The 25,158-nt window shown below is 38.7% G+C and carries 17 protein-coding genes; 5 read left to right on the top strand and 12 right to left on the bottom strand.

Annotated elements, in window-relative coordinates; genetic code table 11:
* Positions 1 to 29: 29 nt before the first annotated feature.
* The 4 genes from L2672_RS07535 to malQ form a co-directional block, all read right to left on the bottom strand.
* On the bottom strand, positions 30 to 2,540 hold the full coding sequence (locus tag L2672_RS07535; RefSeq protein ID WP_248995217.1) for a glycogen/starch/alpha-glucan phosphorylase: 2,511 nt from the start codon (positions 2,538 to 2,540) through the stop codon (positions 30 to 32).
* Complete coding sequence (glgX, locus tag L2672_RS07530; protein WP_420833138.1) at positions 2,533 to 4,704, bottom strand: glycogen debranching protein GlgX; 2,172 nt, start codon at positions 4,702 to 4,704, stop codon at positions 2,533 to 2,535. Before glgX ends, L2672_RS07535 begins: the two co-directional genes overlap by 8 nt.
* A gap of 96 nt (positions 4,705 to 4,800) precedes the next feature.
* Positions 4,801 to 7,068, bottom strand: a complete 2,268-nt coding sequence (gene glgB, locus L2672_RS07525) for a 1,4-alpha-glucan branching protein GlgB (protein WP_248995216.1) — start codon at positions 7,066 to 7,068, stop codon at positions 4,801 to 4,803.
* 64 nt (positions 7,069 to 7,132) lie between these two features.
* Positions 7,133 to 9,343 carry a 4-alpha-glucanotransferase gene (malQ, locus tag L2672_RS07520; protein WP_248995215.1) on the bottom strand — a complete coding sequence of 737 codons (2,211 nt, stop codon included), beginning with the start codon at positions 9,341 to 9,343 and terminating at the stop codon, positions 7,133 to 7,135.
* Between the two features lie 415 nt (positions 9,344 to 9,758).
* Between malQ and L2672_RS07515 the strand changes: the two genes are divergently transcribed.
* On the top strand, positions 9,759 to 10,634 hold the full coding sequence (locus L2672_RS07515; RefSeq protein ID WP_248995214.1) for a polysaccharide lyase family 7 protein: 876 nt from the start codon (positions 9,759 to 9,761) through the stop codon (positions 10,632 to 10,634).
* Positions 10,635 to 10,733: 99 nt separating this feature from the next.
* On the opposite strand, the gene L2672_RS07510 is transcribed toward L2672_RS07515, so the two are convergent.
* Complete coding sequence (locus tag L2672_RS07510) at positions 10,734 to 12,749, bottom strand: NADPH-dependent 2,4-dienoyl-CoA reductase (RefSeq protein ID WP_248995213.1); 2,016 nt, start codon at positions 12,747 to 12,749, stop codon at positions 10,734 to 10,736.
* 163 nt (positions 12,750 to 12,912) lie between these two features.
* Between L2672_RS07510 and sppA the strand changes: the two genes are divergently transcribed.
* The 3 genes from sppA to L2672_RS07495 all read left to right on the top strand — a co-directional run bounded on the left by sppA (position 12,913) and on the right by L2672_RS07495 (position 17,050).
* Entirely contained in the window at positions 12,913 to 14,757 is a 1,845-nt protein-coding gene (gene sppA / locus L2672_RS07505) for a signal peptide peptidase SppA (RefSeq protein WP_248995212.1), read from the top strand.
* Positions 14,758 to 14,868: 111 nt separating this feature from the next.
* Positions 14,869 to 15,882 carry an asparaginase gene (gene ansA, locus L2672_RS07500; protein ID WP_248995211.1) on the top strand — a complete coding sequence of 338 codons (1,014 nt, stop codon included), beginning with the start codon at positions 14,869 to 14,871 and terminating at the stop codon, positions 15,880 to 15,882.
* Between the two features lie 331 nt (positions 15,883 to 16,213).
* Positions 16,214 to 17,050: a CPBP family intramembrane glutamic endopeptidase gene (locus L2672_RS07495; RefSeq protein WP_248995210.1), complete on the top strand. Its 837-nt coding sequence runs from the start codon at positions 16,214 to 16,216 to the stop codon at positions 17,048 to 17,050.
* 597 nt (positions 17,051 to 17,647) lie between these two features.
* Here the strand turns inward: L2672_RS07495 and L2672_RS07485 are convergent.
* The 6 genes from L2672_RS07485 to L2672_RS07460 all read right to left on the bottom strand — a co-directional run bounded on the left by L2672_RS07485 (position 17,648) and on the right by L2672_RS07460 (position 23,199).
* A complete protein-coding gene (locus tag L2672_RS07485) occupies positions 17,648 to 18,490 on the bottom strand; it encodes a prohibitin family protein (RefSeq protein WP_420833142.1) in 843 nt (280 codons plus the stop codon).
* A gap of 227 nt (positions 18,491 to 18,717) precedes the next feature.
* Positions 18,718 to 18,999, bottom strand: coding sequence for a YeaC family protein (locus L2672_RS07480; protein ID WP_248995208.1), 282 nt, complete (start codon positions 18,997 to 18,999; stop codon positions 18,718 to 18,720).
* A complete protein-coding gene (locus L2672_RS07475; RefSeq protein ID WP_248995207.1) occupies positions 18,996 to 19,313 on the bottom strand; it encodes a zinc ribbon domain-containing protein in 318 nt (105 codons plus the stop codon). The genes L2672_RS07480 and L2672_RS07475 overlap by 4 nt, the downstream gene beginning before the upstream one ends.
* A 31-nt stretch (positions 19,314 to 19,344) precedes the next feature.
* Positions 19,345 to 20,469, bottom strand: coding sequence for a M14 family metallopeptidase (locus L2672_RS07470; protein WP_248995206.1), 1,125 nt, complete (start codon positions 20,467 to 20,469; stop codon positions 19,345 to 19,347).
* A gap of 153 nt (positions 20,470 to 20,622) precedes the next feature.
* Positions 20,623 to 21,285, bottom strand: coding sequence for a response regulator transcription factor (locus L2672_RS07465; protein ID WP_248995205.1), 663 nt, complete (start codon positions 21,283 to 21,285; stop codon positions 20,623 to 20,625).
* Positions 21,286 to 21,426: 141 nt separating this feature from the next.
* Positions 21,427 to 23,199 (bottom strand): DUF885 domain-containing protein, encoded by a 1,773-nt coding sequence (locus L2672_RS07460; RefSeq protein ID WP_248995204.1) that lies wholly within the window; start codon positions 23,197 to 23,199, stop codon positions 21,427 to 21,429.
* 272 nt (positions 23,200 to 23,471) lie between these two features.
* On the opposite strand from L2672_RS07460, the gene L2672_RS07455 reads away from it, so the two are divergent.
* Complete coding sequence (locus L2672_RS07455; RefSeq protein ID WP_248995203.1) at positions 23,472 to 23,702, top strand: hypothetical protein; 231 nt, start codon at positions 23,472 to 23,474, stop codon at positions 23,700 to 23,702.
* Positions 23,703 to 23,774: 72 nt separating this feature from the next.
* Here the strand turns inward: L2672_RS07455 and L2672_RS07450 are convergent, their stop codons facing one another.
* Positions 23,775 to 25,109 (bottom strand): DEAD/DEAH box helicase, encoded by a 1,335-nt coding sequence (locus L2672_RS07450; protein ID WP_248995202.1) that lies wholly within the window; start codon positions 25,107 to 25,109, stop codon positions 23,775 to 23,777.
* Positions 25,110 to 25,158: the final 49 nt, after the last annotated feature.

Raw genomic sequence — 25,158 nt, 5'->3', positions numbered from 1 at the left:
ATTAAACAAGGTCAACTATTAGCTATTTATTAACTTTTCCAAATATCATCTCGGTAGCCAGCTATGGTTTTGTCACTAGAAAAACGACCGCTAGCAGCACAATTGCGGATACTGGTTTTATGCCATTTAGCTTGATTAGCGTATAAACGCGCGACATCTTCTTGTGCTCTACAATAATCATCAAAGTCTGCAGCAAGCATCCACTGATCATGTGGGTCGCAAATTGCTTGAATAATTGAGTCAAAAATATTGGGTTCAACAAGATTGAAATGACCACCTTTTAGCATGGCTAGTACTTGTTGTAGTGCGGGTGATTGTTCAATGAATGCTTGAGGGTTATACGCGTGTTTTTGTTGCTCAACCTCTTGAGCGTTTAAGCCGAATAAGAAGAAGTTTTCACTGCCTACTTCTTCTATCATTTCAACGTTAGCGCCATCTAAAGTGCCTATAGTTAACGCCCCATTCATCATAAACTTCATATTACCGGTTCCAGATGCTTCTTTACCTGCGGTAGATATTTGTTCTGACAAATCAGTACCTGGGCAAATTTTTTCCATTGCACTGACGTTATAGTTTGGTAGAAATGCTACTCGTAAATACGGTGTGACTAAGGGATCGTCATTAACCATATGGGCAACATTATTAATCAGTTTAATAATTTGCTTAGCCATGGCGTAACCCGGTGCGGCCTTACCACCAATAAGTACACACCTTGGCACCATGTTTTCTGTGTCACCCTTTAATATGCGTTGATATAAATGGATTACATGCATGATATTCAGTAGCTGACGTTTATATTCATGTATTCGTTTAACTTGCACATCAAATAACATTGAGGGGTCAAACTCTACGCCGCTTTCTTTTTTGACAAAATCGGCAAGAATCTGCTTATTGTGTAATTTAACTTGCGCCCACTTTTTCACAAATGCGGCTTCAGATGTAAACGCATTAAGTGCGGTTAGATTTGATAAGTCTTTAATCCAATCTTCACCTAATTTTTTAGTAATAAGGCTTGTTAGCTCAGGATTACAATTGATCAACCAGCGCCTTGGGGTAACACCGTTAGTGCGGTTATTAAACTTATTAGGCCATAATTGGTAAAAGTGATTAAATAACCCAGCTTTTAATAATTGAGTATGTAACCCTGCTACACCATTAACGGAAAAACTGCCTACTATAGCTAAATAGGCCATGCGAATATGCTGTTCAGGCCCTTCTTCAATAATTGACATTGTGGTTAATTTTTCAGTGTCACCAGGCCATTTGTGGGCAACTTGCTCAAGAAAACGAGCATTAATTTCAAAGATGATTTCTAACACTCTCGGTAGCATGTAACGCATTAACGATACAGGCCATTTTTCGAGTGCTTCAGGCAATAAAGTATGGTTTGTGTAAGCCATGGTTGCAGTAGTGATTTGCCACGCTTTTTCCCAAGACAGTCCGTAGGTATCTAACAATAGCCGCATTAACTCAGGTACCGCGATACTTGGGTGAGTGTCATTAAGTTGAATGGCATTTTTAACAGCAAATTGGCTGAAGTCGTCGCCATATACCGCGACATAACGAGCGAGTAAGTCTTGCAAACTCGCCGAGCTTAAAAAGTATTGCTGACGCAAACGAAGCTCTTTACCGTTTTGGCTGGCATCATTGGGATATAACACCATGGTTATTTGCTCAGCCAAGTTTTTATCTGCTACAGCCTCCGCATAATCACCATCATTAAACTCAGCTAGGTCAAAGTCGTCATTGGCCTCGGCTTTCCACAAACGTAATGTGTTAATTCGGCCATTTCGATACCCCGGAACAGGCATATCATAAGGTACAGCTAATACATATTGGCAATCTCGCCATACATGTTGGGTATTGCCCTGTTTGTCTTGATACACCTCGGTATGGCCGAAAAACGGCACAGATACAATTCTGTGTGCCATTCTAACTTCCCAAGGATTACCTAAACGCAACCATCTATCAGGTTTTTCAATTTGATAGCCATCTACTATTTTTTGCGCAAACATACCGTATTGATAGCGAATGCCATAACCTGTTACGGCTAAATCTAAACTTGCACAGCTATCTAAAAAACAAGCTGCAAGACGCCCTAAACCACCATTACCTAGTCCAGCGTCATGCTCTAATTCAGCCACATCTTCCAATTGTGTTGCGTAATCAGTTAATAAGGTTTTGGTTTGGTCTGTTAAATCTAGATTAAGCAATGCGTTACCTAAAGCACGCCCCATTAAAAACTCTAAAGACAAATAGGCAACTTGCTTTTGTTCAAAAGTATTGTCGTGCAGACGAGTGTTGCGCCATTGATCTAACATTTGCTCTTTAACACCATTTGCTAAAGCATCAAATATTGAGGTTGCTTGGTGCTCAGTATGGCATAAGCCATATCTTATTTGGCGCGCAACTGAAGCTGGCAAGGTATCGCAAGGTTCACACGTTACTGGTTTACTAGGTGAACTTGCTTTAATATTTTTTGCTGGAGATGCTTTTTTGCTACTTTTACGTTTAGGCACAGTGGCTTTAGGTTCAGACATGTTCTACTCCTTGAAAATGGCTATGAAATATCATTAAACTTCTAGGTTGCAGATAGAATTTTTGTTCAGCTTGTACAGCTGAATCAGAAGGTGAAATAGCTGAATGCGTTTGGGAGTGAATGACACAACTCCAATGCGCAAAATGGGGCAGTTTTGGTAAATTAAAAGCTTGCTCTATTGAATCGGCATTAATAAAAATCAGCAATGCTTGGGTATTTTCAGGAACAGCTCCAACCTCATCTTCTAATAAATTACCGGTCACAATAACGCTTAAGGTTTTGCAAAGGTGTTCACTCCACAACGCCTTAGTCATTGGCTCACCTAAACGGTTGAACCAAGCTATACCGTTATCAAATAATGCTTCGGGTTTATGAATAAATGCTTTGTGACATAGCAATGGATATTGCTTACGTAAGCTAATTAACTCGCGGGTAAATTTAACCAGTTGCCAATCAATTTTACGCCAGTTAAACCAACTATTTGGGTTGTCTTGGCAATAAGCATTATTGTTACCATGTTGGCTGTGTCCTGCCTCATCGCCAGATAACAACATGGGCACACCTTGAGACAGCATTAACGTGGCAATAAAATTACGCTTTTGGCGGTTTCTTATTTGATTAATGCTTTCATCTAGAGTTTCTCCCTCTACACCGTAATGACAACTGAAGTTTTCTGAATGACCATCGCGATTATCTTCACCATTTGCTTCATTATGTTTTTGTTTATAAGTCACTAAATCGTGTAAAGAAAAACCATCGTGACTAGTTATAAAATTTATACTGGCAGACGGTCCTCTACCATTGTGTTCAAATAAGTCACTAGAACCATGAAATCGTTTGGCAAACTCAGATAGCATTGCACTATCACCACGCCAAAATCGACGCATGGCATCACGGTATTTATCATTCCACTCACTAAATACAACGGGATAATTGCCCAATTGGTATCCACCTGGGCCAATATCCCAAGGTTCAGCAATAAGTTTAACTTGGCACAAAATAGGGTCTTGCATTAAGGCGTCAAAAAAGCCGCTGGCAGGGTCAAAACCATAGGTTTCTCGGCCTAAACAACTGGCTAGGTCGAATCTAAAACCATCTACCCCCATGACTTCTACCCAATACCTTAATGAGTCCATCACTAACATAAGCACTTGTGGATGATTGATATTTAAGGTGTTGCCACATCCGGTATCGTTAATATAAAACCTTGGCTCATTGGGCATAAGACGGTAATAACTCAAGTTATCAATGCCCCTGAAATGATAACTTGGTCCTAACTGATTGCCTTCAGCGGTGTGGTTATATACAACATCTAGAATCACCTCTATACCGGCTTGATGTAAGGTGGAGACCATGCTCCTAAATTCGCCAATATCGTCAGACGACAGGTAGTGAGGCTGTAATGCAAAAAAACCAACGCTGTTATATCCCCAATAATTATTAAGATTTTTTTCAGCTAAAAAGGGTTCATCAAAAAATGCATGTACAGGCAATAGCTCTAATGCTGTAACCCCTAATTGAGACAGATATTGCACTACAGCTGGATTGGCTAATGCAGCAAAAGTGCCTTTAACATTTGGTGCAAGATCGGGGTGCAGTTTGGTGAAGCCTTTAACGTGAGTTTCGTAAATAATGCTTTTAGATAAGTCACGGTTAATTGGCTTTATTGGAATAGACTTTATCTGCTCTACGTCGACTACTTCACACTTAGGAATAAAGGCCGCATTATCGGTGGTACTAAATGACAAGTCACCAAGCTCGTCGTCTACATCGTAAGCATACAAGGCTTTGTTTTGATGTAACTCGCCTACTAACTTTTTAGCATAGGGATCAAGTAACAATTTATGATGGTTAAATCTGTGGCCAAGTTCTGGTTGATAAGGACCAAAAACTCGGTAACCATAAAGTAAGCCCGCCTTAGCACCAATTAACTCACCATGCCAAATGTGATGTGTTTTTTGATCAAGAATATACTGTGCAACTTCTATATGGTTTTGTGAATCAAACAAACACAACACAACTTTAGTTGCGTGAGCTGAAAAAATGGAAAAATTAACACCATCTTCAGTCAGGTTTGCGCCTAATGGAAAAGGCTTGCCTGCGGTCAAAAGCAAAGACGAGTGCTCGCAACTTTCATCTTTTACACTTGCTTTATTCATACTCATTCCAAGCCCCTTGTTCGCATTAGCTATGGCTGTAACCTTCAACGAAATAATTGTTTTAATACAGATGTTTAAGTTTTAACCCATTTATCCAATAACTTATTTAGCCAATAACTTAGTCTGCTTGTGTTGTTGTGAATTTTTAGGGCTAATGAAAACCGTCGCTAATGGCGGCATTGAAATTAAACCGCTAAAAGGTAACCCTTGCCATGGGAGAGATTCAGCAATAATCGGCTTTGTGTTGCACACGTTCGAACCGCCAAATTCAGCTGCATCGCTATTTAATGCTTCATAGTATTGGCAATCTTTGGCTAAACCCACTCGGAAACCGTGGTGAACATTAGGGGTCATATTGACGATCACGATGACATGTTCATCTTCAGTTTGCCCATAGCGGGCAAACACAAGAACACTATCGTCTTCGTTATGACAATCTAACCAGCGAAAGCCAGTATGGTGATTATCAAGTGAAAATAACGCGCTCGTTTGATGGTAGAAATGGTTAAGGGACTTAACCCAATTTTGAATGCCTTGATGTGGTAAATAATCTAATAAATGCCAATCAAGACTTTGGTTATGATTCCACTCATTACGTTGAGCAAATTCATTACCCATAAACAATAGTTTTTTACCTGGGTGAGCCCACATAAAGCCAAAATAAGCTCGCAAAGTGGCAAATTTTTGCCAATCATCTCCAGGAATTTTGGCTATTAAAGAACCTTTACCATGAACCACTTCATCATGGCTTAAAGACAAAATGAACTGCTCAGTAAACGCATAAACCAAGCCGAAGGTCATTTCATTATGATGATAGCGTCTATAAAGCGGGTCACGGCGTAAATAACTTAAAGTGTCATTCATCCAACCCATATTCCATTTAAAGCCAAAACCTAAACCATGTTGCTCGGTACTTTGGGTAACACCGCCCCAAGCGGTCGACTCTTCTGCAATCATATCGATACCTGGGAATGCTTGATACATATCGATATTCAGTCGCTTTAAGAAACTGATTGCCGCTAAGTTTTCACGGCCACCATGTTCATTAGGTACCCATTGGTCGTGTTCTCTGGAATAATCTAAATACAACATTGATGACACGGCATCGAGGCGTAAACCGTCGAAATGAAATTCACTTAACCAGTAATAAGCGTTACTTAATAGAAAGCTAGTGACTTCAGCGCGATCATAGTTATAAATCAGCGTATCCCAATCTGGGTGCTCGCCTAATCTGGGATCTTGATGTTCATACAAACAAGTACCATCAAATCTGGCTAAACCATGCGGGTCTTTGGGAAAATGTGCCGGAACCCAATCTAATAACACCGCAATCCCCTGTTGATGGCAGGCATCAATAAAAGCCTTTAATCCTTCGGCGTCACCAAAACGATAACTAGGCGCAAATAACCCAACAGGTTGATAACCCCACGAGCCATCAAATGGGTATTCACTAATGGGCATTAGCTGTAAATGGCTAAAGCCCATATCTACAACGTAGGGAATAAGCTGTTCAATTAAGTCTTTGTAATCAAAGTAATGCTCGCCGCTATCGCCTTTTCGTCGCCAAGAGGCTAATTGCACTTCATAAATTGACATTGGTTGAGCATGGCTAGCTAGTGTTGGTTTTTGGCTGTTGGCCTTTCTTGTTGATAACCAATTTTGATCATGCCAACAATAGTGAGTGTTTTTAGCTACAATTGCTGCATTGCCCGGTGCAGCTTGCATTGCTTTCGCGTAAGGATCAGATTTCTCAACACGATTACCATGGGCGTCTAAAATACTAAATTTGTAATACATGCCCTCAGGTACATCTGGAATAAATATATCCCACAAGCCGCTAGCAATATGTTTTCTTAAAATGTGTTTTTTGGGATCCCAATGATTAAGATCGCCAATTAATGAAACTTGAGTTGCATTAGGTGCCCAAACACAAAAATGCACGCCGGTTATACCTTGCTGTTTTACCCAATTAGCCCCTTGAAAGTGATAACTTTGTAATTGGCTTCCTTCATTAAACAAATAGACATCTTTTTCGTCTAGCACACTGTCATATTGATAAGGGTCGTTGATTACAATAACCGTTAATGGATATGTCACTTTTAACAGATAGTTGAATCGATTTTTTCTTCTAGGAATTTTGCCACTAAAAAAACCTCGTTGGTCAAGACAATCTAAAGTGGCGACTTTACGATTATTTTTAGCATCTAATACTTCAACCTGAGTCGCTTCTGGTAAAAAGCAACTAACCATTAACCCATTTTGTTCAGGGGATGTGTGCATACCGAGTACCGAAAAGATATCGTTGAATTGGCCTAAACAAATAGCATTCACTACCGTGTCGTTAAGAAATGGTGCATTCTTTGTCATCATTTTAGCTTCCATAATTTATAAACTTTCAATTCAACTAGACTCAGGCTAAAACTCACCAAGCCAATTACGATGGTTTGGGAAATTTTCTTCTTACATCATTAATTAATTCACAACGGGTTCTGACTGTGCTTCTGTGTTTAATCTCATTGGTGCTTAGGGGTAATCTACGCTGCCAATTAGGGTATTCTTTCCATGTGCCGGGAATATTAACCCCATGAACCTCTTCAATAAGATCTGCTAATTGCACACAAAAAAGTGTCGAATGACTCATTGAAGCAACAAATAACCACACGGTTAGCAATGATTCAAAGTGCAATTGTTGTAAGGTTTCAGCATTGGCAGATTGAAGATTTAATTCAGCCAACGCCAAGTTAATTGCCTGCGGTATGGGCTTATTAGATTGTTGCGCTTGGGTGATACCCGCATGTAACCATTGCACTAATTGATATCGTTGGTGCTGACGTTCGGCAACGGCTTGAGTATATTCTTGCTCAGATTCAAATAGGGATAATGAATAACGAGTGTAGAGATCTTGTTGAGTCCACCACCCTTTGAGAGTCGGCACATCATGATTGGCTAACATCATCAAACTATGTTGCTTATGGTGTGCGCATGGGGCGAATCCATGATAGTTATGGGTAAAATAGAATAACTCATTAGAAAATAACTTTTTATCATGCATCGCGCCTATTATCTCAGGTGGCACAATGCCAAGATCTTCACCTATTACCACACATTTTGCGCGATGACTTTCAATAGTAATTATGGCAAGTAAGGTTTCAACGGGATAATAAACATATGCACCATTGCCCAAGTTTTTGTCGAGAGGCCACCACCATAACCGCAGCATTCCCATCACATGGTCAATTCTTAAACCACCGTATAAGCTCATGTTTGAGCGAATTAACTGGATGAAATGACTAAAGTCATGTTGTTTTAATTTAACCGGATCTAATGGTGTTAATCCCCAGTTTTGCCCTGTGGTAGAAAAAGGATCTGGTGGAGCACCAATACTTGCTCGCGAACAAAATTGGTCCATTTCGCTTTGTACTTCATTACCGTGTAACAATGCACCAATTGCTAAATCGCCAATTAAGCCAATTTTCATACCCAAATTTTTACATTGGCTCTGACATTCAATAAGTTGCTGAGTTGCCACAAATTGCAAAAATGCATAAAAGTCAGCTGGCATAGTTAGCCATTCAGGTGCGTGGGCCAATTCATGTTCAATGAATAACAATAATTTTTGTCCCTGTTGCCGCTTAAAAGTATTAAAAGCTTCAATAAAAGAGTCATTTACCTTGAGGCTTTTGCAGCTAATAAATTCATACATGAATTTAAGGGCGCCATACTTAAACCTAGAAACCTCTTGATAATCTATATTGGTATCATCAAATAAATTCACTCCACACTCAGGCTTTTGGTGATCACAACCTATTTGTTCAGCAAGTGCTTCAATATCAATATATAAGGGGTTAAGACGGCGTCTGTCACTGGGGCTATAGGAGCTAGCATTTTCAGGATAAGTAATATCTAACGCATGTAACGGGTTTAGCATGACAAAATCAGCCCCAAGATCAGCCGACATTTCTATCACTTCTTTTAGCGACTTAAAGTCGCCGATACCAGCATAGTGCTCTTCATGACGAACACTGTACAACTGAATACTGATGCCCCAAGGTCTGTAGCCAATTTCTTTCTGAGGTTCTTTTAATTGATACGTCACATCAGGTGCAATTAATAACGTTGCCGATGACTTACCAATGTTGCGTTGTTCAGTATTAATGCATTCAATGGTAATGCTGTGATAACCACAAGGAATGGTAAGGCTCACATATTCATCAAGTGCTATTTGATAACGGCAGTAGTGAATATTGTCATAATGATATTCACCAATAATTGTCAGTTGCTGGGTGTTACATTGAAACTGAACCGCATCAATATTTGAGTCATCAAACTTAATAGTTATCTTGACTTGAGCCCCTTGTTTAGGAAGATGAAAATGTAGACAAGGTTCACTTAAATAACTGAATTGAAATGACGGTAATAGTTCACACCATTGTTCAACATCTAGTTGATATATCTTTTGTTCAATATTAATGGTCGAGAGTTGATGTTGTATATCAACATGTGCGTCGCTCTTCGCAAGTTTGTTAGCCAACATAGCCGTTAAAATACCCGCCCTATCCTGTTGCGGAATTTGAATGAGCTGTCCATCACAATCGATAAACTCAGCACCAACACCTTGCAAATATAGCAACTTCTCCAGCCCCATATTTGTCTCCATTAATTAACTTAATTTGATATGAGCAGTTAACATGCCAGTTTTAAATAACAGCAATAAGACAAAATGATTACAAGAATATGACAAGAAATTAAAGCTATATAACAATGGCTTAAGATAAGAGGGACTACACTTTATTCTTTGTACTTTATTTATCGCAGCTGTTTAAATTAATTAACGTTGCACACAAAATGTTCAGCTCAATTAATTCAACGAACTAAAATAGTGCAGCAAGTTGTGATAGCTATTTTATTTATGAATAAAATGCAATGAGAACACCACAATAGAAATAAAATAGTGATATAGATCAAAATTGATTTGTCTTATTATATTTCAAATGTATTTAACACGATATATTGTGTAGCGAACATCATCAAACACAAAAGAAATTAAGGTGTTACTTTAAATGAAAAAATTAGCTGTTTTACCGTTAAGTCTTCTTATCACTGGCCTGTTAGCGGGTTGTGCCTCAACTTCAGAACCTGCTGTTAACCCTTACCCTGCAAGTACGGGTGAACGAATAGAACCTGCCAGCGTTGCAAAATTTAGTAATATCTTAGCGGCTTCCAAGTTACAAATTTCTACTCCAAATGATAAACCTGGCAGTAAATATGAATTAGCCAGAGACAGTAACTTTACTGGCGTAATGAATGAACACTTTTACGTTGATGCAGGCTCACAAGCGCTTGTGATGAATATGGAAGGTTACAAACTTAGAAACGAATTACGTGTTCATGAAAACTTTAAAACAGATAAAGCGGATACTTTTTATAAGTTATCAGCAGAGTTGATGCCTATTAATCCACGCGAATCAGTTAAAGACAGCCCGTCAAAAAATGACGCAATGACCTTTTTACAGGTACACAACAAAGGCACATTCGACGATGGTAAGCACGGTGTTGGATATATTCCTCACCCATTATTGCGTTTAGTGTATGAAGCCGACCGTAAAGGCATTAAAGACAATTACTGGGCAATCATTAAAAATAACAACGTCAACTGTAGCGATGCCAGTGGCAATAAACAAACAGCTGATTGTAAGAATGCTTATATTCGTTTGAACTTAGGTGAGTTTGAAGAAAATGTCCCGACTAAGTTTGACATTATTGTAGGTGATTCGAAATTAGTGATCACGCGTGATGGTAAAGAGATGGTAAACCACGACATCACTTACTGGAAAGACATGCTGAGCTACTTTAAAGCGGGCGTATATAACCAGTTTGAAAATGGTAAAAGTGAAGCACATTTTTATCAATTAGATTACCAAATTATTAATAAGTAATAGCGTAGCTAACCTGATTTGTTGATCAGGTTAAAACAAAGCCAGCTAGATTAACTAGCTGGCTTTTAATTTTATTAATGACAATTGCGATAGAATAGCTTAAATATTCATAGCCAATTCAGCACCCTGTCTAATGGCTCGTTTAGCATCTAATTCCGCAGCAACATCTACACCACCAATGAGGTGAACCGGTAAGCCTGTTGCTTTCATTTCATCTAATAAGGTGCGATTAGATTCTTGACCTGCACACAACACGACATTATCAACAGCCAATACTTGTGATTTACCATCAACATTAATGTGTAAACCTGTATCATCAAACTTGTCGTATGAAACGCCAGTTAGCATGTTAACTTTATGCTGTTTTAACACACTGCGATGGATCCAACCGGTCGTTTTACCTAGGCCTTTACCCATTTTAGTGGTTTTTCGCTGCAACAAGAAAATCTCACGGCTAGGTTGATGTTCAGGTTCTTCAGTTAAACCGCCACGATGTTGGTATTGTTTATCAATACCCCACTGTTTTAGCCACTTTTCAGGTTGTAGTGTCGATGACTCTTTTTCACACAGGTAATGTGCCATATCAAAGCCAATACCACCTGCGCCTATTAGCGCGACTTTTTGGCCTACCTCGACTTCACCATTTAACACTTGTTGATAGGTCACGACCTTGTCAGAGTCAAACCCTTCAAGTTTCAGTTGTCTTGGTACAACGCCAGATGAAATAACCACTTCATCAAATTTTTCTTGTTTTAATAGTTGTGCATCAAGCTTGGTATTTAATCGTAAATCGATGTTGTGCGCATTAATTTGATTAATAAAGTAACGTATGGTTTCGTTAAACTCTTCTTTCCCAGGGATTTTACGTGCTAAATTAAATTGACCGCCAACTTCTGATTTGGCTTCAAACAGCACCACTTCATGACCACGGCTTGCAGCATAAACAGAAAACGCCATACCCGCTGGCCCTGCTCCCATAACTGCAATCCGTTTTTTATTTGCTGTTGTTGGAAAGTTAAGCTCTGTTTCGTAGCACGCTCTTGGGTTAACTAAGCACGTAGCGCGCTTCATTGAGAAAGTATGATCCAAACAAGCCTGGTTACAGCCAATACAAGTGTTAATCATATCGCTTTGGTTTGCCGCTGCTTTATTAACAAACTCAGCATCAGCCAAAAATGGACGTGCCATTGACACCATATCGGCTTGACCAGAAGCAATAATATGTTCACCAATTTCTGGGGTATTAATTCGGTTAGTAGCAATAAGTGGCACGTTAACTTCTGACTTTAGCTTTTCAGTAACCCAAGCAAATGCTCCTCTAGGAACACTTGTTGCAATAGTGGGTACGCGAGCCTCATGCCAACCAATACCGGTATTAATAATGCTCACACCGGCTTGTTCTAATGACTTGGCAAGTTGAACAACTTCTTCCCATGTAGAACCATTATCCACTAGATCTAGCATCGATAAACGGAAAACAATGATAAATTTTTTGCCGACTCGTTCACGAATGGCTTTAACAATTTCTAATGGAAACTTGACGCGATTTTCATAGCTTCCGCCCCATTCGTCAGACCGTTTATTGGTTCGAGCGCAGATAAACTGATTAATTAAATAGCCTTCAGACCCCATAACTTCAACGCCATCGTAACCCGCTTTGTGAGCAAGCAATGCACTAGAAGCATAATCTTTAATGGTATTTCTGACTTGTCTTGCTGACATTTCAGAAGGAGTAAACGGGGTAATGGGCGATTTAATTTTACTGGGTGCTAAACTGAATGGATGATAACTGTAACGCCCTGCGTGTAAAATCTGCATACAAATTTTACCACCGGCTTGATGCACAGCATCTGTAACGATTTTATGCTTGCTAACTTGCCACGGAAAACTTAATTGACACGCATGCGGTGCCAATCGGCCACGCATATTAGGTGCGATTCCTCCGGTAACAATTAAACCAACTCCCCCAGCGGCTCGTTCTTTATAAAACGCTGCCAGTTTCTCAAATCCGCCTTTTTCTTCTTCTAAGCCTGTGTGCATTGAGCCCATTAACACACGGTTTTTCAACTGTGTGAAGCCTAAATCTAAAGGTTCTAGTAAGTGTGGAAACGACATTCAAACATCCTTTTTAAACAAGTGATTGAAACTAGCATACCCCTTCATCCATTAAAGCTCAATCATTGAAGATTAAGATTGTCAAAATCGTTTACAATTCAATTTACCATTTATTGGCATTTTCAGTTACGATGTGTTTAAGAAAAAGCTAAAGGAGTGGTAAATGTCCGCTAAACCCCCGTTTTTAAATAGGTTGTTTAAACTGTTATGGAATACGGTAAACACCATACGTAAAATTATCGTTAATCTATTTTTCTTTGGTTTTTTAGCCATCATCATTGTTGCTATTGCAACTTCAGATGAAGAAATAACTATCGAAAATCAAACAGCATTAGTATTAGATCTTTCTGGTCACATTGTTGATCAAAAAAGATATGTCGATCCGTTTGAAGCCATATTATCCCAAAATAGCCAAGATAATCCTGATGCAGAAATCCTGTTATCTGACGTGCTGTATGTTATTGAAAATGCGGCGCAAGATACCCGAATAAATGCACTTATTCTGAACTTAAGTAATTTACGCTCGGCTGGAATCAGCAAAATGACTGCCATTGGTGACGCGTTAAATATGTTTAAGCAGACGGGTAAACAAGTTATTGCCATGGAAAATAGCTATAACCAAAACCAATACTTCCTTGCTAGCTATGCTGATCAAATCTATTTGAATAACCAAGGTATGGTGAGTCTAGATGGACTTAGCCGTTATAGATTATTTTATAAATCAGCGCTAGAAAAACTTAAAATCAATACCCACGTGTTCCGCGTAGGCACTTTTAAGTCAGCTGTAGAGCCTTTCATTCGTGACGATATGTCTGAAGAAGATAAAGCGGCCAGCAATCAATTACTCGCTGATTTATGGCAAAGCTATTCCACAATTGTTGCTGATAACAGAAGTATTCAGCCAAACCAATTAGTGTTAGATACCGATACTTATTTAGCTGAATTAAATAAAGCCGATGGCGACAGCGCAAAAATGGCCATGAACCTAAATTGGGTAGATGAATTATTATCTGCTGAACAATTCCGCTTAGCCATGATTGATTTAGTTGGCCAAGATAAAGACGGTAAAAGCTTTAAGAAAATTCATTTTGCAGATTATCTAGCCCTGAGCGCACCTTTACCCACCTTTGTTGAAACAGAAACGATTGGAATCGTTGTCGCCAAAGGCAACATTCTTAATGGTACACAACCTGCTGGACAGATTGGTGGCGAGACGACATCTGAATATCTTCGTAGAGCACGTTTAAATGACAATATCAAGGCGGTGGTATTACGCGTTGATAGCCCCGGAGGAAGTGCTTTTGCGTCAGAACAGATTCGCCAAGAAGTGTTAGCACTCAAAGAAGCGGGTAAACCTGTTGTGGTCAGTATGGGAAGCTTAGCTGCATCAGGCGGTTACTGGATTTCTGCTAGTGCAAATCATATCTATGCCACCCCTACAACCTTAACGGGATCAATTGGTATATTCGGCATGTTTGCCACATTTGAAGATGCCCTAACCCATTTGGGAATTAACTCTGACGGTGTTGCGACTTCAGATTGGGCTGGCTTATCTGTTACTCGTAGTTTAAGCCCAAATGTTAAAGCGGTAATCCAACGTCATATTGAACGCGGTTACCACGAGTTTATCTCGTTAGTAGCAACAGAACGAGGCATGACACTAGAGCAAGTCGACAGTATTGCTCAAGGTCGTGTTTGGACCGGTTCACGAGCTTTAGAGCTTGGTTTAGTAGATGAGTTAGGTGATATGGATGAAGCGATTTCAAAAGCAGCTGAATTAGCTAATTTGGACAAGTTTGATACCAAAATCATAGAACAAGAATTATCCACTGAGCAGCTATTTATACAACAAATGATGGGAGCTACTGCCGCTTATATCCCTACTTCAATGAAACAATCAACCATACTTGAACAAATGTTGTCGCAATGGAGTAGCGTGATTGAAGATTTATCAAAATTTGATGATCCTAAAGGCATGTACTTGTATTGTGAGCAATGTGATTTCTAATCGCTAAATTATACAATTCGTAAAAAAGCCTGCTAAAAGCAGGCTTTTTATTTTGAGTTGGCAAATAAAGCCGTATAATTTGCATATTCTGCAATTTTTAATGAGTAATCTATGAACAAGCGTACAATTTATGTTGCCTATACAGGCGGTACTATTGGTATGCAAAAAACAGCGCAAGGATTCGCACCTGTTGCGGGATTTTTAACTAATTGCGTGCAGTCTATGCCCGAGTTTTATCATGATGACATGCCCAATTTTGTTATTCATGAATACTGCCCTTTAATTGACTCATCTAATATGGCACCCACTGACTGGCAAATGATAGCTAACGATATTAAAGCCAATTACGAAAAATATGATGGGTTTGTTATTCTGCATGGCACAGATACTATGGCTTACACGGCTTCGGCATTATCATTTATGCTACAAGGTTTATCTAAACCGGTCATTGTTACTGGCTCTCAAATCCCTTTAGCTCAGTTGCGCTCTGACGGCCAAACCAATTTACTTAACTCTTTATATTTAGCCGCTAAATACCCTGTGGCAGAAGTATGTTTGTTTTTTAATAACAAGTTGTTTAGAGGCAATCGTTCTACTAAAGCCCATGCTGACGGATTTGACGCTTTTGCTTCTCCAAACTTTCCACTATTGTTGGAAGCAGGCATAAAAATTAATATTAAAGCGGGTAAAATATCTGAGCCAAGTGACTTCCCGCTTGAAGTGACCACTATTCAACCGCAGCCTATTGGTGTGGTCACTTTGTATCCGGGTATTTCAACTGAGATTTTTCAGAATATTCTTCAGCAACCTGTTAAAGCACTTATTCTATTAACTTTTGGTGTAGGTAATGCTCCACAAGACCCTGAATTATTAGCCGCACTCAAACAGGCTGATGAACGCGGAATTGTGCTGGTTAATTTAACCCAGTGTTTTCAAGGAAAAGTGAATATGGGTGGCTATGCCACAGGTAATGCTTTAGCGCGTGCGGGAGTCATTAGCGGGCTAGATATGACGGTTGAAGCTGCATTGGCTAAGTTACACTACTTGCTATCAAAAAATTTGACCTCAGATGAAGTTAAAAGAATGATGGGAATCAATTTGAATGGCGAGCTTTCGGTAGATTAAGTTTAGATTACCAACAATATCATATATTACCCCTAAAAACGCTCGCATTAATCGAGCGTTTTTATTTGAAAATAATTCACACAAAATGCATGTGATTGTGATTCTGGATATGATTTTTCATAAATCATTATTACTAACCCTTGGCGGAATCGTTTAGGTAAAATAATGCCAGCTGAATTAAGTAAACAATTTTCTACATATTGAAATTGAAAATTAGCACACAATAAAGCACTGTAAACTTAAGAGTTTAAGCCACATTAATCATGATGGCTAAATGATATTTATTAATGAGTAAGGCAACTCATTATCAGCATGGAGCTAAGTCGTCGCAATGGTTATAGATTATTCAATATGGGTTTGGTTACCTCTTCTGTTAGCTACTATCCTTGCCTTTACACAACAACATAAATCTAGTTTGGTACTACTCGGTATCTACTTAATCGGAGCGTTAATTGCGCAAAAAATTAATATTCTTGGTATCAGCATAATAATACTTGGGCTTGCTATCGCTTATAAAACCCCAACACTCAAACGCAATTGGCAGATAGTAAGTTATGCATTTATTTTTCTGTGGTGTGTCGCTCTTTTTCTTCACTTAGCGCCAGGGTTCAATAATGTCAAAGTTTTAGATCAAGTAATCACTGGGCCACATAGTATTCCTTTTACTATGTACTTAAATATCGATAAGCCGTTAATATTTTTTGGGTTATTACTGAGTTACCCTGCCATTTTAGGAAGTAAGCTTACGCTTAATAGAAAAGCAATTTTGTTTACAGCAATCCCGTTATTTAGCTTGTTGCTCATTGCTTGGGCAGTGGGCATTTTACGACTTGAGCTAACAATACCTTATTGGTGGTGGCTATTTTTATTAAATAATTTATTCATTACCTGCGTTGCAGAAGAGGCTTTCTTTCGAGGTTTTATACAACAATCATTGACTAAGCACTTTGGTTGGTTAGTTGGTATTACTATAGCCAGCCTACTATTTGGTTTCGCACATATTGGAGGTGGATTATTACTGGTTACTTTTGCCACATTAGCTGGTATTGGTTATGGTTTAGTTTACCATTACAGCTCACGTTTATGGGTAGCGGTACTACTACATTTCTTATTTAATTTTAGCCATTTACTATTTTTTACCTATCCATTAATGAACCATTATAGATAGAAAAAACAAGCTGCCGCTTAACACCATTCATTTTAACAGTATCTTCTCTTAACTGAATTGCAATTGTGCGCCACATCAACTCACCCTGTATATAACGTACCGCCTTTACAAAGCTAATCCGTAATGGTGGCATCTCTGCCTCATTATCTATTTGGCTTATTTAAACTCTTATCAAGTTGATATTGCTTGATTTATCCATAGCCATTTTAAATTTCCCAACGTTCGAAATAAACATCTGATAAATCTTAAGAAGAATATTTATTTGCATTAGTTAGTCAACTCAGCACACCTGTTATTTGCTTGCTCTGTTAGTTTGCTCCGATACTTGTTTAATCCATTCCAGCGGTAATTCTTTTTAGAAGATCGCTCGTTTTCGGGGCGGCAAGTAGTACAGTATCTAAAAACCAGTGAGAGAGCATAAAAAATGACCCCGTTCAAAAAAAGGAGTCATTTCGTAGGTTCATTCTTGATGTTAACCGATCAATTCGTTAATTGTTAAGTTTACGCAATTGGCGAGCGCTTTTTTGGTTGTATTATTTCACATTTAAAGCAATTTTCTCGATTACAGTTTACCGATTATGCTAATTGTGTGATCAGTTAATTGCTACGATTGTTATTTTCTCTTAAATCAATAATCGGCATATTACCCTGTCCCATAATCGTACTAGGTAATTTACCATCCCAATTTTGAGCTTCTGTCAATTTAACTATCAACGGATTATCCCGTAACGCTTTTGCTTTTGCTTCAATAGCCTCAGCCTCTGCTTTACCTTTCAGAATAATTGATTTTGCTTCGGCTTCAGCCACTTTTAATATGCCTTTTGCTTTAGCATCTGCCGTATTCACCGCGCGTAATGCTTCTAAGCGTTGACGCTCTAATTTATGCTCTTCGGCAGCTGCAAGGTTTTTTTCGGTTTGCTTTATTTCAATTGAATTGATGTACTTTTGCGGCAGGACAATGTTTTCAATTTGAATGTTATCTACCACTACAGGAAAACCTGCCATTTCATCTGATAATCTCCGCTCAATACCGTTAATCGCACTGGCGCGATCTTGAATTAATTGCTCAGCTTCAAATTGTGGAATGGTATCTTTAGTAGCAGAGCGAAAGCGTGGGTCCAGAATTCGTTGTTCAAATTGGTCTAAGCCGCCATAACGCTTGAATAAATCTAGTGCAGCTTCTTTGTTTACTGTCCAGTTTACCGACACTTCGACTGTTACTGGCATTTGTTCTTTAGTGCTTGAGGCCATTTTTTCGGCATTTTTACGGGTTCGAACTTCAATATTTTCCACCGTCTCAATAAATGGAATTTTAAAATGTAGCCCCGGATTTTGTTGATCTTTCGCTTCTCCAAAACGTTTAACCACTCCTACATGGCCTTCTATGACAATAAAATAGGAATTATATACCGTGACGACTAATGCCAATATCGGCAACATTTTAAACGCACTAAATCCTTTAAAATTATTTATTTTTTGTTTTAACAAGATGAAATCCTTTTTTGTTATCCATAACCAGCAGGCATATTAACAAAAAACAAACCTCAGTTAAACAATGACATAAATCAGGTTAAGCCGTTACCAAATGAAAAAAGCGAGCTGTCGCTCGCTTTTTTAGATTCAGCAGTAGCCGATAAATGTTATGCAAATTTATATTGCTATTAGTATTAAATATCAGACTCTTTGAATTCAGCAATAGGTTGCCCTTTAAATTGCTTCTTCAATTCAGACTTAGATAACTCATTAATTTTACCATCGGCTGCAATGGTAAAGTGGTCTGTTTGTTTGAGCTTTCTGGCTTGATATAACATCACAACCTGAAGCGTTGATTCTCGTTGCGCTTCAGATAATACTGTACCATCTTCCCATTTACCTAATTCAGTGGCAGTCACTAACCTTTGGTAAACTTCTTCAGGCATTTCATCAATCACTTTATTGATATCATTCATACTGATTTTCGCTTATGTATTACCAGCCTTACACGGGTAATTAAATACCCGACAAAACCGATGATAAAACAGAATACTGAAGCAATAGCTTGATAACCCTGAGCTTGCTCACCGCCCCAAAACCAAGCTACTGCACCGCCAATAAATAATGTTAGAAATATTAGACTGTGATTCATCAGCTTATTGGACTGTTGAATATGACTAATTTTTGCCAAACTTTCAGTGTTACCAGATAAACTGACTTTACAATGTGAACACTGTTTTGCTTGGCTTGAAATACGTTTTTGACACTTAGGACATTCAACCAATGCCATAATCGAAAACCCTTCTTCCAGTTAATTCTTATTACAGTTCATCTACTACAGCAAGCATGGCGACTAATGAAGCTTCACCTAAGTAAATTGAACGCTCTGGAGACCAACCTACAAATGGGTCTGATAAGTTAGCGTTATCTTTAAAAGGCATTTCAAGTGTATTAGATAAACACTTAAAGGTATTAGCAACCCAATTAGAACCCACGGTTAAGTTAGCTTTACCAGGCTCATCTTTGTCGTAACCAAATTCGGTTTGAAAATCTGCACTGGCTAATGTTAATGCCGACACAAACTTGTTTTGCAGTTGCGCCATTTTATCAGTGTAATTGGGAACACCTTCACAGCCTGCTAAGAATACGTATGGTAAACCTTCGTCACCATGCACATCATAAAATAAGTCTACTCCAACTTCATGCATCTTGTTGACGACATAATAAACCTCTGGGCTTTTTTCTAAGCTCGGGGTTTGCCATTCACGGTTTAAGTTTGTGCCAACAGCATTGGTACGTAAATGTCCGCGAGCGCTTCCATCTGGATTCATGTTAGGGACAATGTAAAAGTTTGCTTTATCAAGCAAGGCTTTTGAATTTGGATTATCACCATCTAGCAGTTGGTTAAGTAAACCTTCAATTAACCATTCTGCCATGGTTTCACCTGGGTGCTGTCTTGCGGTAATCCAGATGTTTTTCTTATCTTGGTCATCGTCACCAATTTTTAGTAAGGTCATATCACGACCATCTAAGGTTAAACCTAAATGCTCTAAACTCACAGATGGATGAAGCTGAACTTCGCTGATTAGGTCTAAATGACGCTCATAACTATAGGGTGCAAAATAGGCAATTTGAATGGCTTCACAATCTAACTCAGCTTCAATGGTTAATACCCCGTCTTTGTAAGACGTTGGTAGTCGGAACCATTGCTGTCTGTCATAACTTGCTACGGCTTGATAATCTTCCCAGCCTTTAGGGTATGATGCGCTACCTGCATTTTGAATATTCAGTGTATAGGTTTGACCGACACTGCCTTCTAAACGAAAGTTGAACCACTGGTAAAACTCACCGCCTTCATCAGGTCTAATAGCCAGTTGAATATCATCATGTTTGTCGATATTGATGACGTTGATATTTCCACCATCAAAGTTTGCACTGATCCGCATAGGATTTCCTTGTTTTGTTGCTTGCAGTTTCACTTCACTTATATTGATAAATAGCCTCTAGTAAACAAGTTGTTATCCAGAGCTTAGGTTAATTATTATGGGTGAAGTTTTATTGCTGCATAGCTTAGCAAATTGCCGATCTAGTGTGAACCGTTAAAAGTTAAAGCTATAGCCTTGTCCCCTTACGGTATTAATCAAATCTCTTGGTAAATTCTGTTGGGTTAGTTTGCGTCTAGTGTTACTGATATGCATGTCTAAATTTCGGTCAAACTTGCCTAGCTTTTTATGAAGAACACGTTGTTGCAATTCATCTTTAGTGACAACTTTGCCTTTACGTTCAAACAAATACCTGAATAACTTATATTCAGTATTGGTTAATTGAATATTGCTGCCAGCGCAGGTAATAGATGAATCGTTGTCATTGAAACGGATGTCATATGTTGGCGCAGAAAAATCACTAGGGTGTGAACGTCTTTTTAATACATCTAATCTTAGTTGTAGTTCACGCAAATTAAACGGTTTGGCCAAATAGTCATCAGCCCCCATTTCTAATGCAGAGATTTTTTCTAATGTTGAATTGTTTGCTGCTAATGCTATTACTGTTGTGGTGAGTTTTCTGGTTGCCAATAGCCAAAACGACTCTAAACGTTCTAGTGACAGATCAACTAAGGCGACTTCATAGTTATTGCTTTCTAGCTTAACTAGCGCCTGTAAGGCATTGTTTACTACAGTAACTTTAAAACCTAAATTATTTAATTGTTGTTCAAAATTGAATTCACCAACTTGGGATTGTTGAATTAATAGAATATTTCTCATAACCTAACCGAATGATAATCATTTGCATTAAGATTAGCATGAGCATATATGGTGTTCCACTGTTTATGTTAAAAATGCGATATTTGTTACATAAAAAAGCCTACAAATTTCAGTTTGTAGGCTTCATTTTATCCAGTTAACTTACTTCATTAGTTGTCGTATGTATTTAACCGGTGCGCTGCCGTAACTTAAAAATTGCTCATGAAATGCTTTAAGATCAAAGTCATCTCCCTGTTGCTGTTTCAGTTCTTCCCTAAAATCATATATTTCACGATAGCCAGAGTAATAACTAGTTAGCTGTACTTGGCTTAGGGTTGCCCTTCTCCATTTACCTTCAGCTTCCGCACGTTGTTGAAATGCTTCGTTTTCCATTAACGCTATCGCTTGTTGTTCATCCATTCCATTAACTTGAATGCTATAATCCAAAATGGTGTTGGCAATTACGCGTAAGTTCCACTTGTAGTACATTAACCACATTTCAGGCTCAAAATTGCCATAGCCCTCTTCTAACATCATTCTTTCAGTGTAAACTGCCCAGCCTTCAACCATAGCACCGTTGCCAAACAAGCTTTTGACCAAGCTTTTTGATTCATTTGAATAAACCAATTGAGTGTAATGACCTGGAATAGCTTCATGAATATTTAATACCTGCAAAATCCAGTGGTTATATTCACGTAAATAGCTGGTGGCCGACTCATCGCTCATGCCATCCAAAGGGGTAACGTTGTAATAAGTATTGCTATTCTTTTCATACGGGCCTGGTGCACTAATTGAAGCTCCTGCAAAACCACGCATATACTCGGGCGTTTCACGGACAACTAAAGGCTTTTTAGGATCTAAAGTGATCAATTGCTTATCGTTGACAAACTTAACTAATTCAGGGATTTGTTTGCGTACTTCATCAACAAACTCATCTCGTTTAACGTGTTTGTCTGATAACACATCAATCAATTGTCTGATGGCTAACTTGTCGTCTTGGGGCTTGGGAGTGTCTATATATTTCGACCAAATATCATTGGTTATTTTGGCCATTTCACCTTGTACCCGCTGTTTATCCGCTAAGGCTTTTTGATAAAGTTCTTTGGCAGTCATTCCGGCTTGAATATCTAAAGCAAATTTTTGCTCATATAATTCTTCACCAATTCTAAAATCACGCGAGCCGTTTTTTTCTAAATCAGCAGCAAGCGCGTTAAGCCAAGTTATATGCTCGTTAATAGCGGCTTTAGCGAGCTCAAAGCGTTCAGTAAACAATTGTTTTTGAGTATCAGATAAGCTAGAACTGTCAACTTTGTCTGCTAAATCATCGCTAAGAACAGAAAACGCGCCTTGGTTTTGCTGAATCGCAAGCTTGGTGTGAGTTAAGGTTGGATTTTCAATGTTCGATCTAGCTGCACTATAGTAAGCCGGTACATTTTCTAATCGTTCAATCACTAAAGATAAACGATCATCCAGCGGTGCAAAATCTTCATTAATAATTTGCGCAAAACCGCCTGCAACATTATAACTGGCAGGGTTCCATTGCCATGACTTAAACGTGTTTATTTCCCATGCAAACTTTTTAAGCAGATTTTCAATCAGCTTGTAATCGATTAATTCATTTGGGCTGAGTTTGTCTTGATTGAATGCGCTTAGTTTTTGTTGTTGGGTTTTGACAAAGGCTAAGGTTTTATCGCGGCTAGCTTGATTGGGGATTTCTAAATATCCATCATTCACATGTTTACCATTATACATGGCCCAAGTTGGCGCGAGTTGCCACAATTCGTCGATAAATTGTTGGCTAAATTGCTCAAAAGCAACCTGTTTAGCTGATAGTTCAACTGCACTAGCACTTTGTTCTGTAACTGACGTCTGCCCAGAGCCACATGCTGACATTAAGGCCAATGAAATTGAGAGTGTAAGAATCGCCTTTTTCATATTTTTCCCTATAAATGCTTTGTTATTATTGGTTGTTAAAAGCTAAAATTTCGTTGAGTTTAGTTAATCATTTTATGCCGACTAATGCATTAGCTTTACCGCTGCAGCAACATTTGTTTACACATAGATTTAAGGTTTAGTGCGAGTCATTTGTTAAGTTAAACCAAGTTGGTAAATGCAAATATTCTACACAAATGACATTTGTCACTAGCGAAATCAGTCTAGTTGTTTAGACTTCTACTCAATGATGACATCAAATTAAGGAAGATATTATGAACCCTGCAACACTTGCTTTACTCATCCCCATTTTAGCCATTGTAGGCGGATTTATAATTAGCATCATGAAGTTAAGAGATAGTCAGGGTAAAGCACAGGCTGAATATGATAAACACACTCAAGTGTTGCAAAAAGAATTAGACGGATTAAGGCAGCGGGTAGAAACCCTAGAGCGATTAGTAACAGACGATGCTTATGATATAAAACGCAACATTGAAAATGCGTAAAGAAAGTAAAGCCTATTGGCTGCAATCAATCTGCAGCCAATAGGCTGTTAGCATACTTTAGCTAAATTAAGATTACTTAGATTTAGCGTTTGCCCAAGGGTCAATTGACCCTTTGCTTTTACTGGGGGCTTTAGCCGCTGTTACAGAAGATGTGGCTTTTGCTGAGCCCCTAGCCTGCTGTTTCCCCTGACTTAAAGTCGGCTTAGGTGCAGATGAACTGTCTTTATGTCGTCTTGCTTTAGGAACAAAATTTAACACCGAAATTGGCACAGGCTTTTTAGGCTCAAACCCATCTATTACACGACGCTCTAACAAGTGCCCCAGCCTCGATTCAATCATACACAGATTTTTAAAATCATCTTTTGACACTAATGAGATGGCTTCACCTGCAGCACCAGCACGTCCAGTTCGTCCAATTCGGTGAATATAATCGTCCGCCGGAAATGGTAAGTCATAATTAATTACAACAGGTAATTCATCAATATCTAACCCACGGGCAGCAACACCTGTTGCAATTAAATATTGGATTTTGTTGGCTTTAAAGTCAGCCAATAATTGTTCCCGTGTTGCTTGGCTTCGACCACCGTGAATACATTCTGCAATAATGTCTCGTTTAGCAAGCTGACTTACCAGTTTTGCTGCACCTTGCTTGGTTTCGATAAATATTAATGCTTGAGGCCAATTATTTTCATTAATAAGTTGGCTTAATAGTGCTGACTTTTTATCTTTATCAATGGTGGTTAGCCATTGGGTAATTTTAGGCTTATGCTCAGGCTGCTTGTTTAGGGTGATCTCAATTGCATTTTTTACAGCAGTTTTAGCCAGCATTCTAACTTGGTTGGATAAAGTAGCGGAAAATAACAAGTTTTGTCTTTGCTCTGGCAGCTTTTCTAGTACCTTATTTATGTCTTCAATAAAGCCCATATCTAACATACGGTCAGCTTCATCTAGTACTAAAATATCTAACTCATCAAAATGCAAAGCACGCTGAGTATATAAATCTAATAACCTTCCGGGAGTCGCAACTACAATATCAACACCCTCTATAAGTTGCTGTTTTTGCTTTTTATCATCTACGCCACCATACATTGGCATCGACTGAATGTCTAAGCCTTGTGCATAAGCGGTAATATTGTCATGTACTTGCGAAACTAGCTCTCGTGTAGGCGCTAGAATCAGCGCACGCATACGCTTTTTACGACACTTTTCTGAAGCTAATAATAAGTTCAATATAGGTAGCACAAAGCTTGCGGTTTTACCGGTACCAGTTTGCGCTGCGGCAATGACGTTTTTGCCCTTGAGGATTTCTGGAATAGCACTGATTTGAATTGCGGTGGGCTGTTGATAGCCTAATTGCTGAATGTTAGCAACAATGATCGGATTAAGCGCAAAAGATTGAAAAGACATAAATAGCTGCTTCAACTTGGATAAGACATGATGGTGTGATTATAAAGCA

It is taken from the genome of Shewanella gaetbuli (assembly GCF_023284065.1).
GTDB lineage: Bacteria > Pseudomonadota > Gammaproteobacteria > Enterobacterales > Shewanellaceae > Shewanella > Shewanella gaetbuli.
The sequence above is the reverse complement of the archived record's forward strand: the minus strand, read 5'-3'. Positions and strand labels throughout refer to the sequence as shown.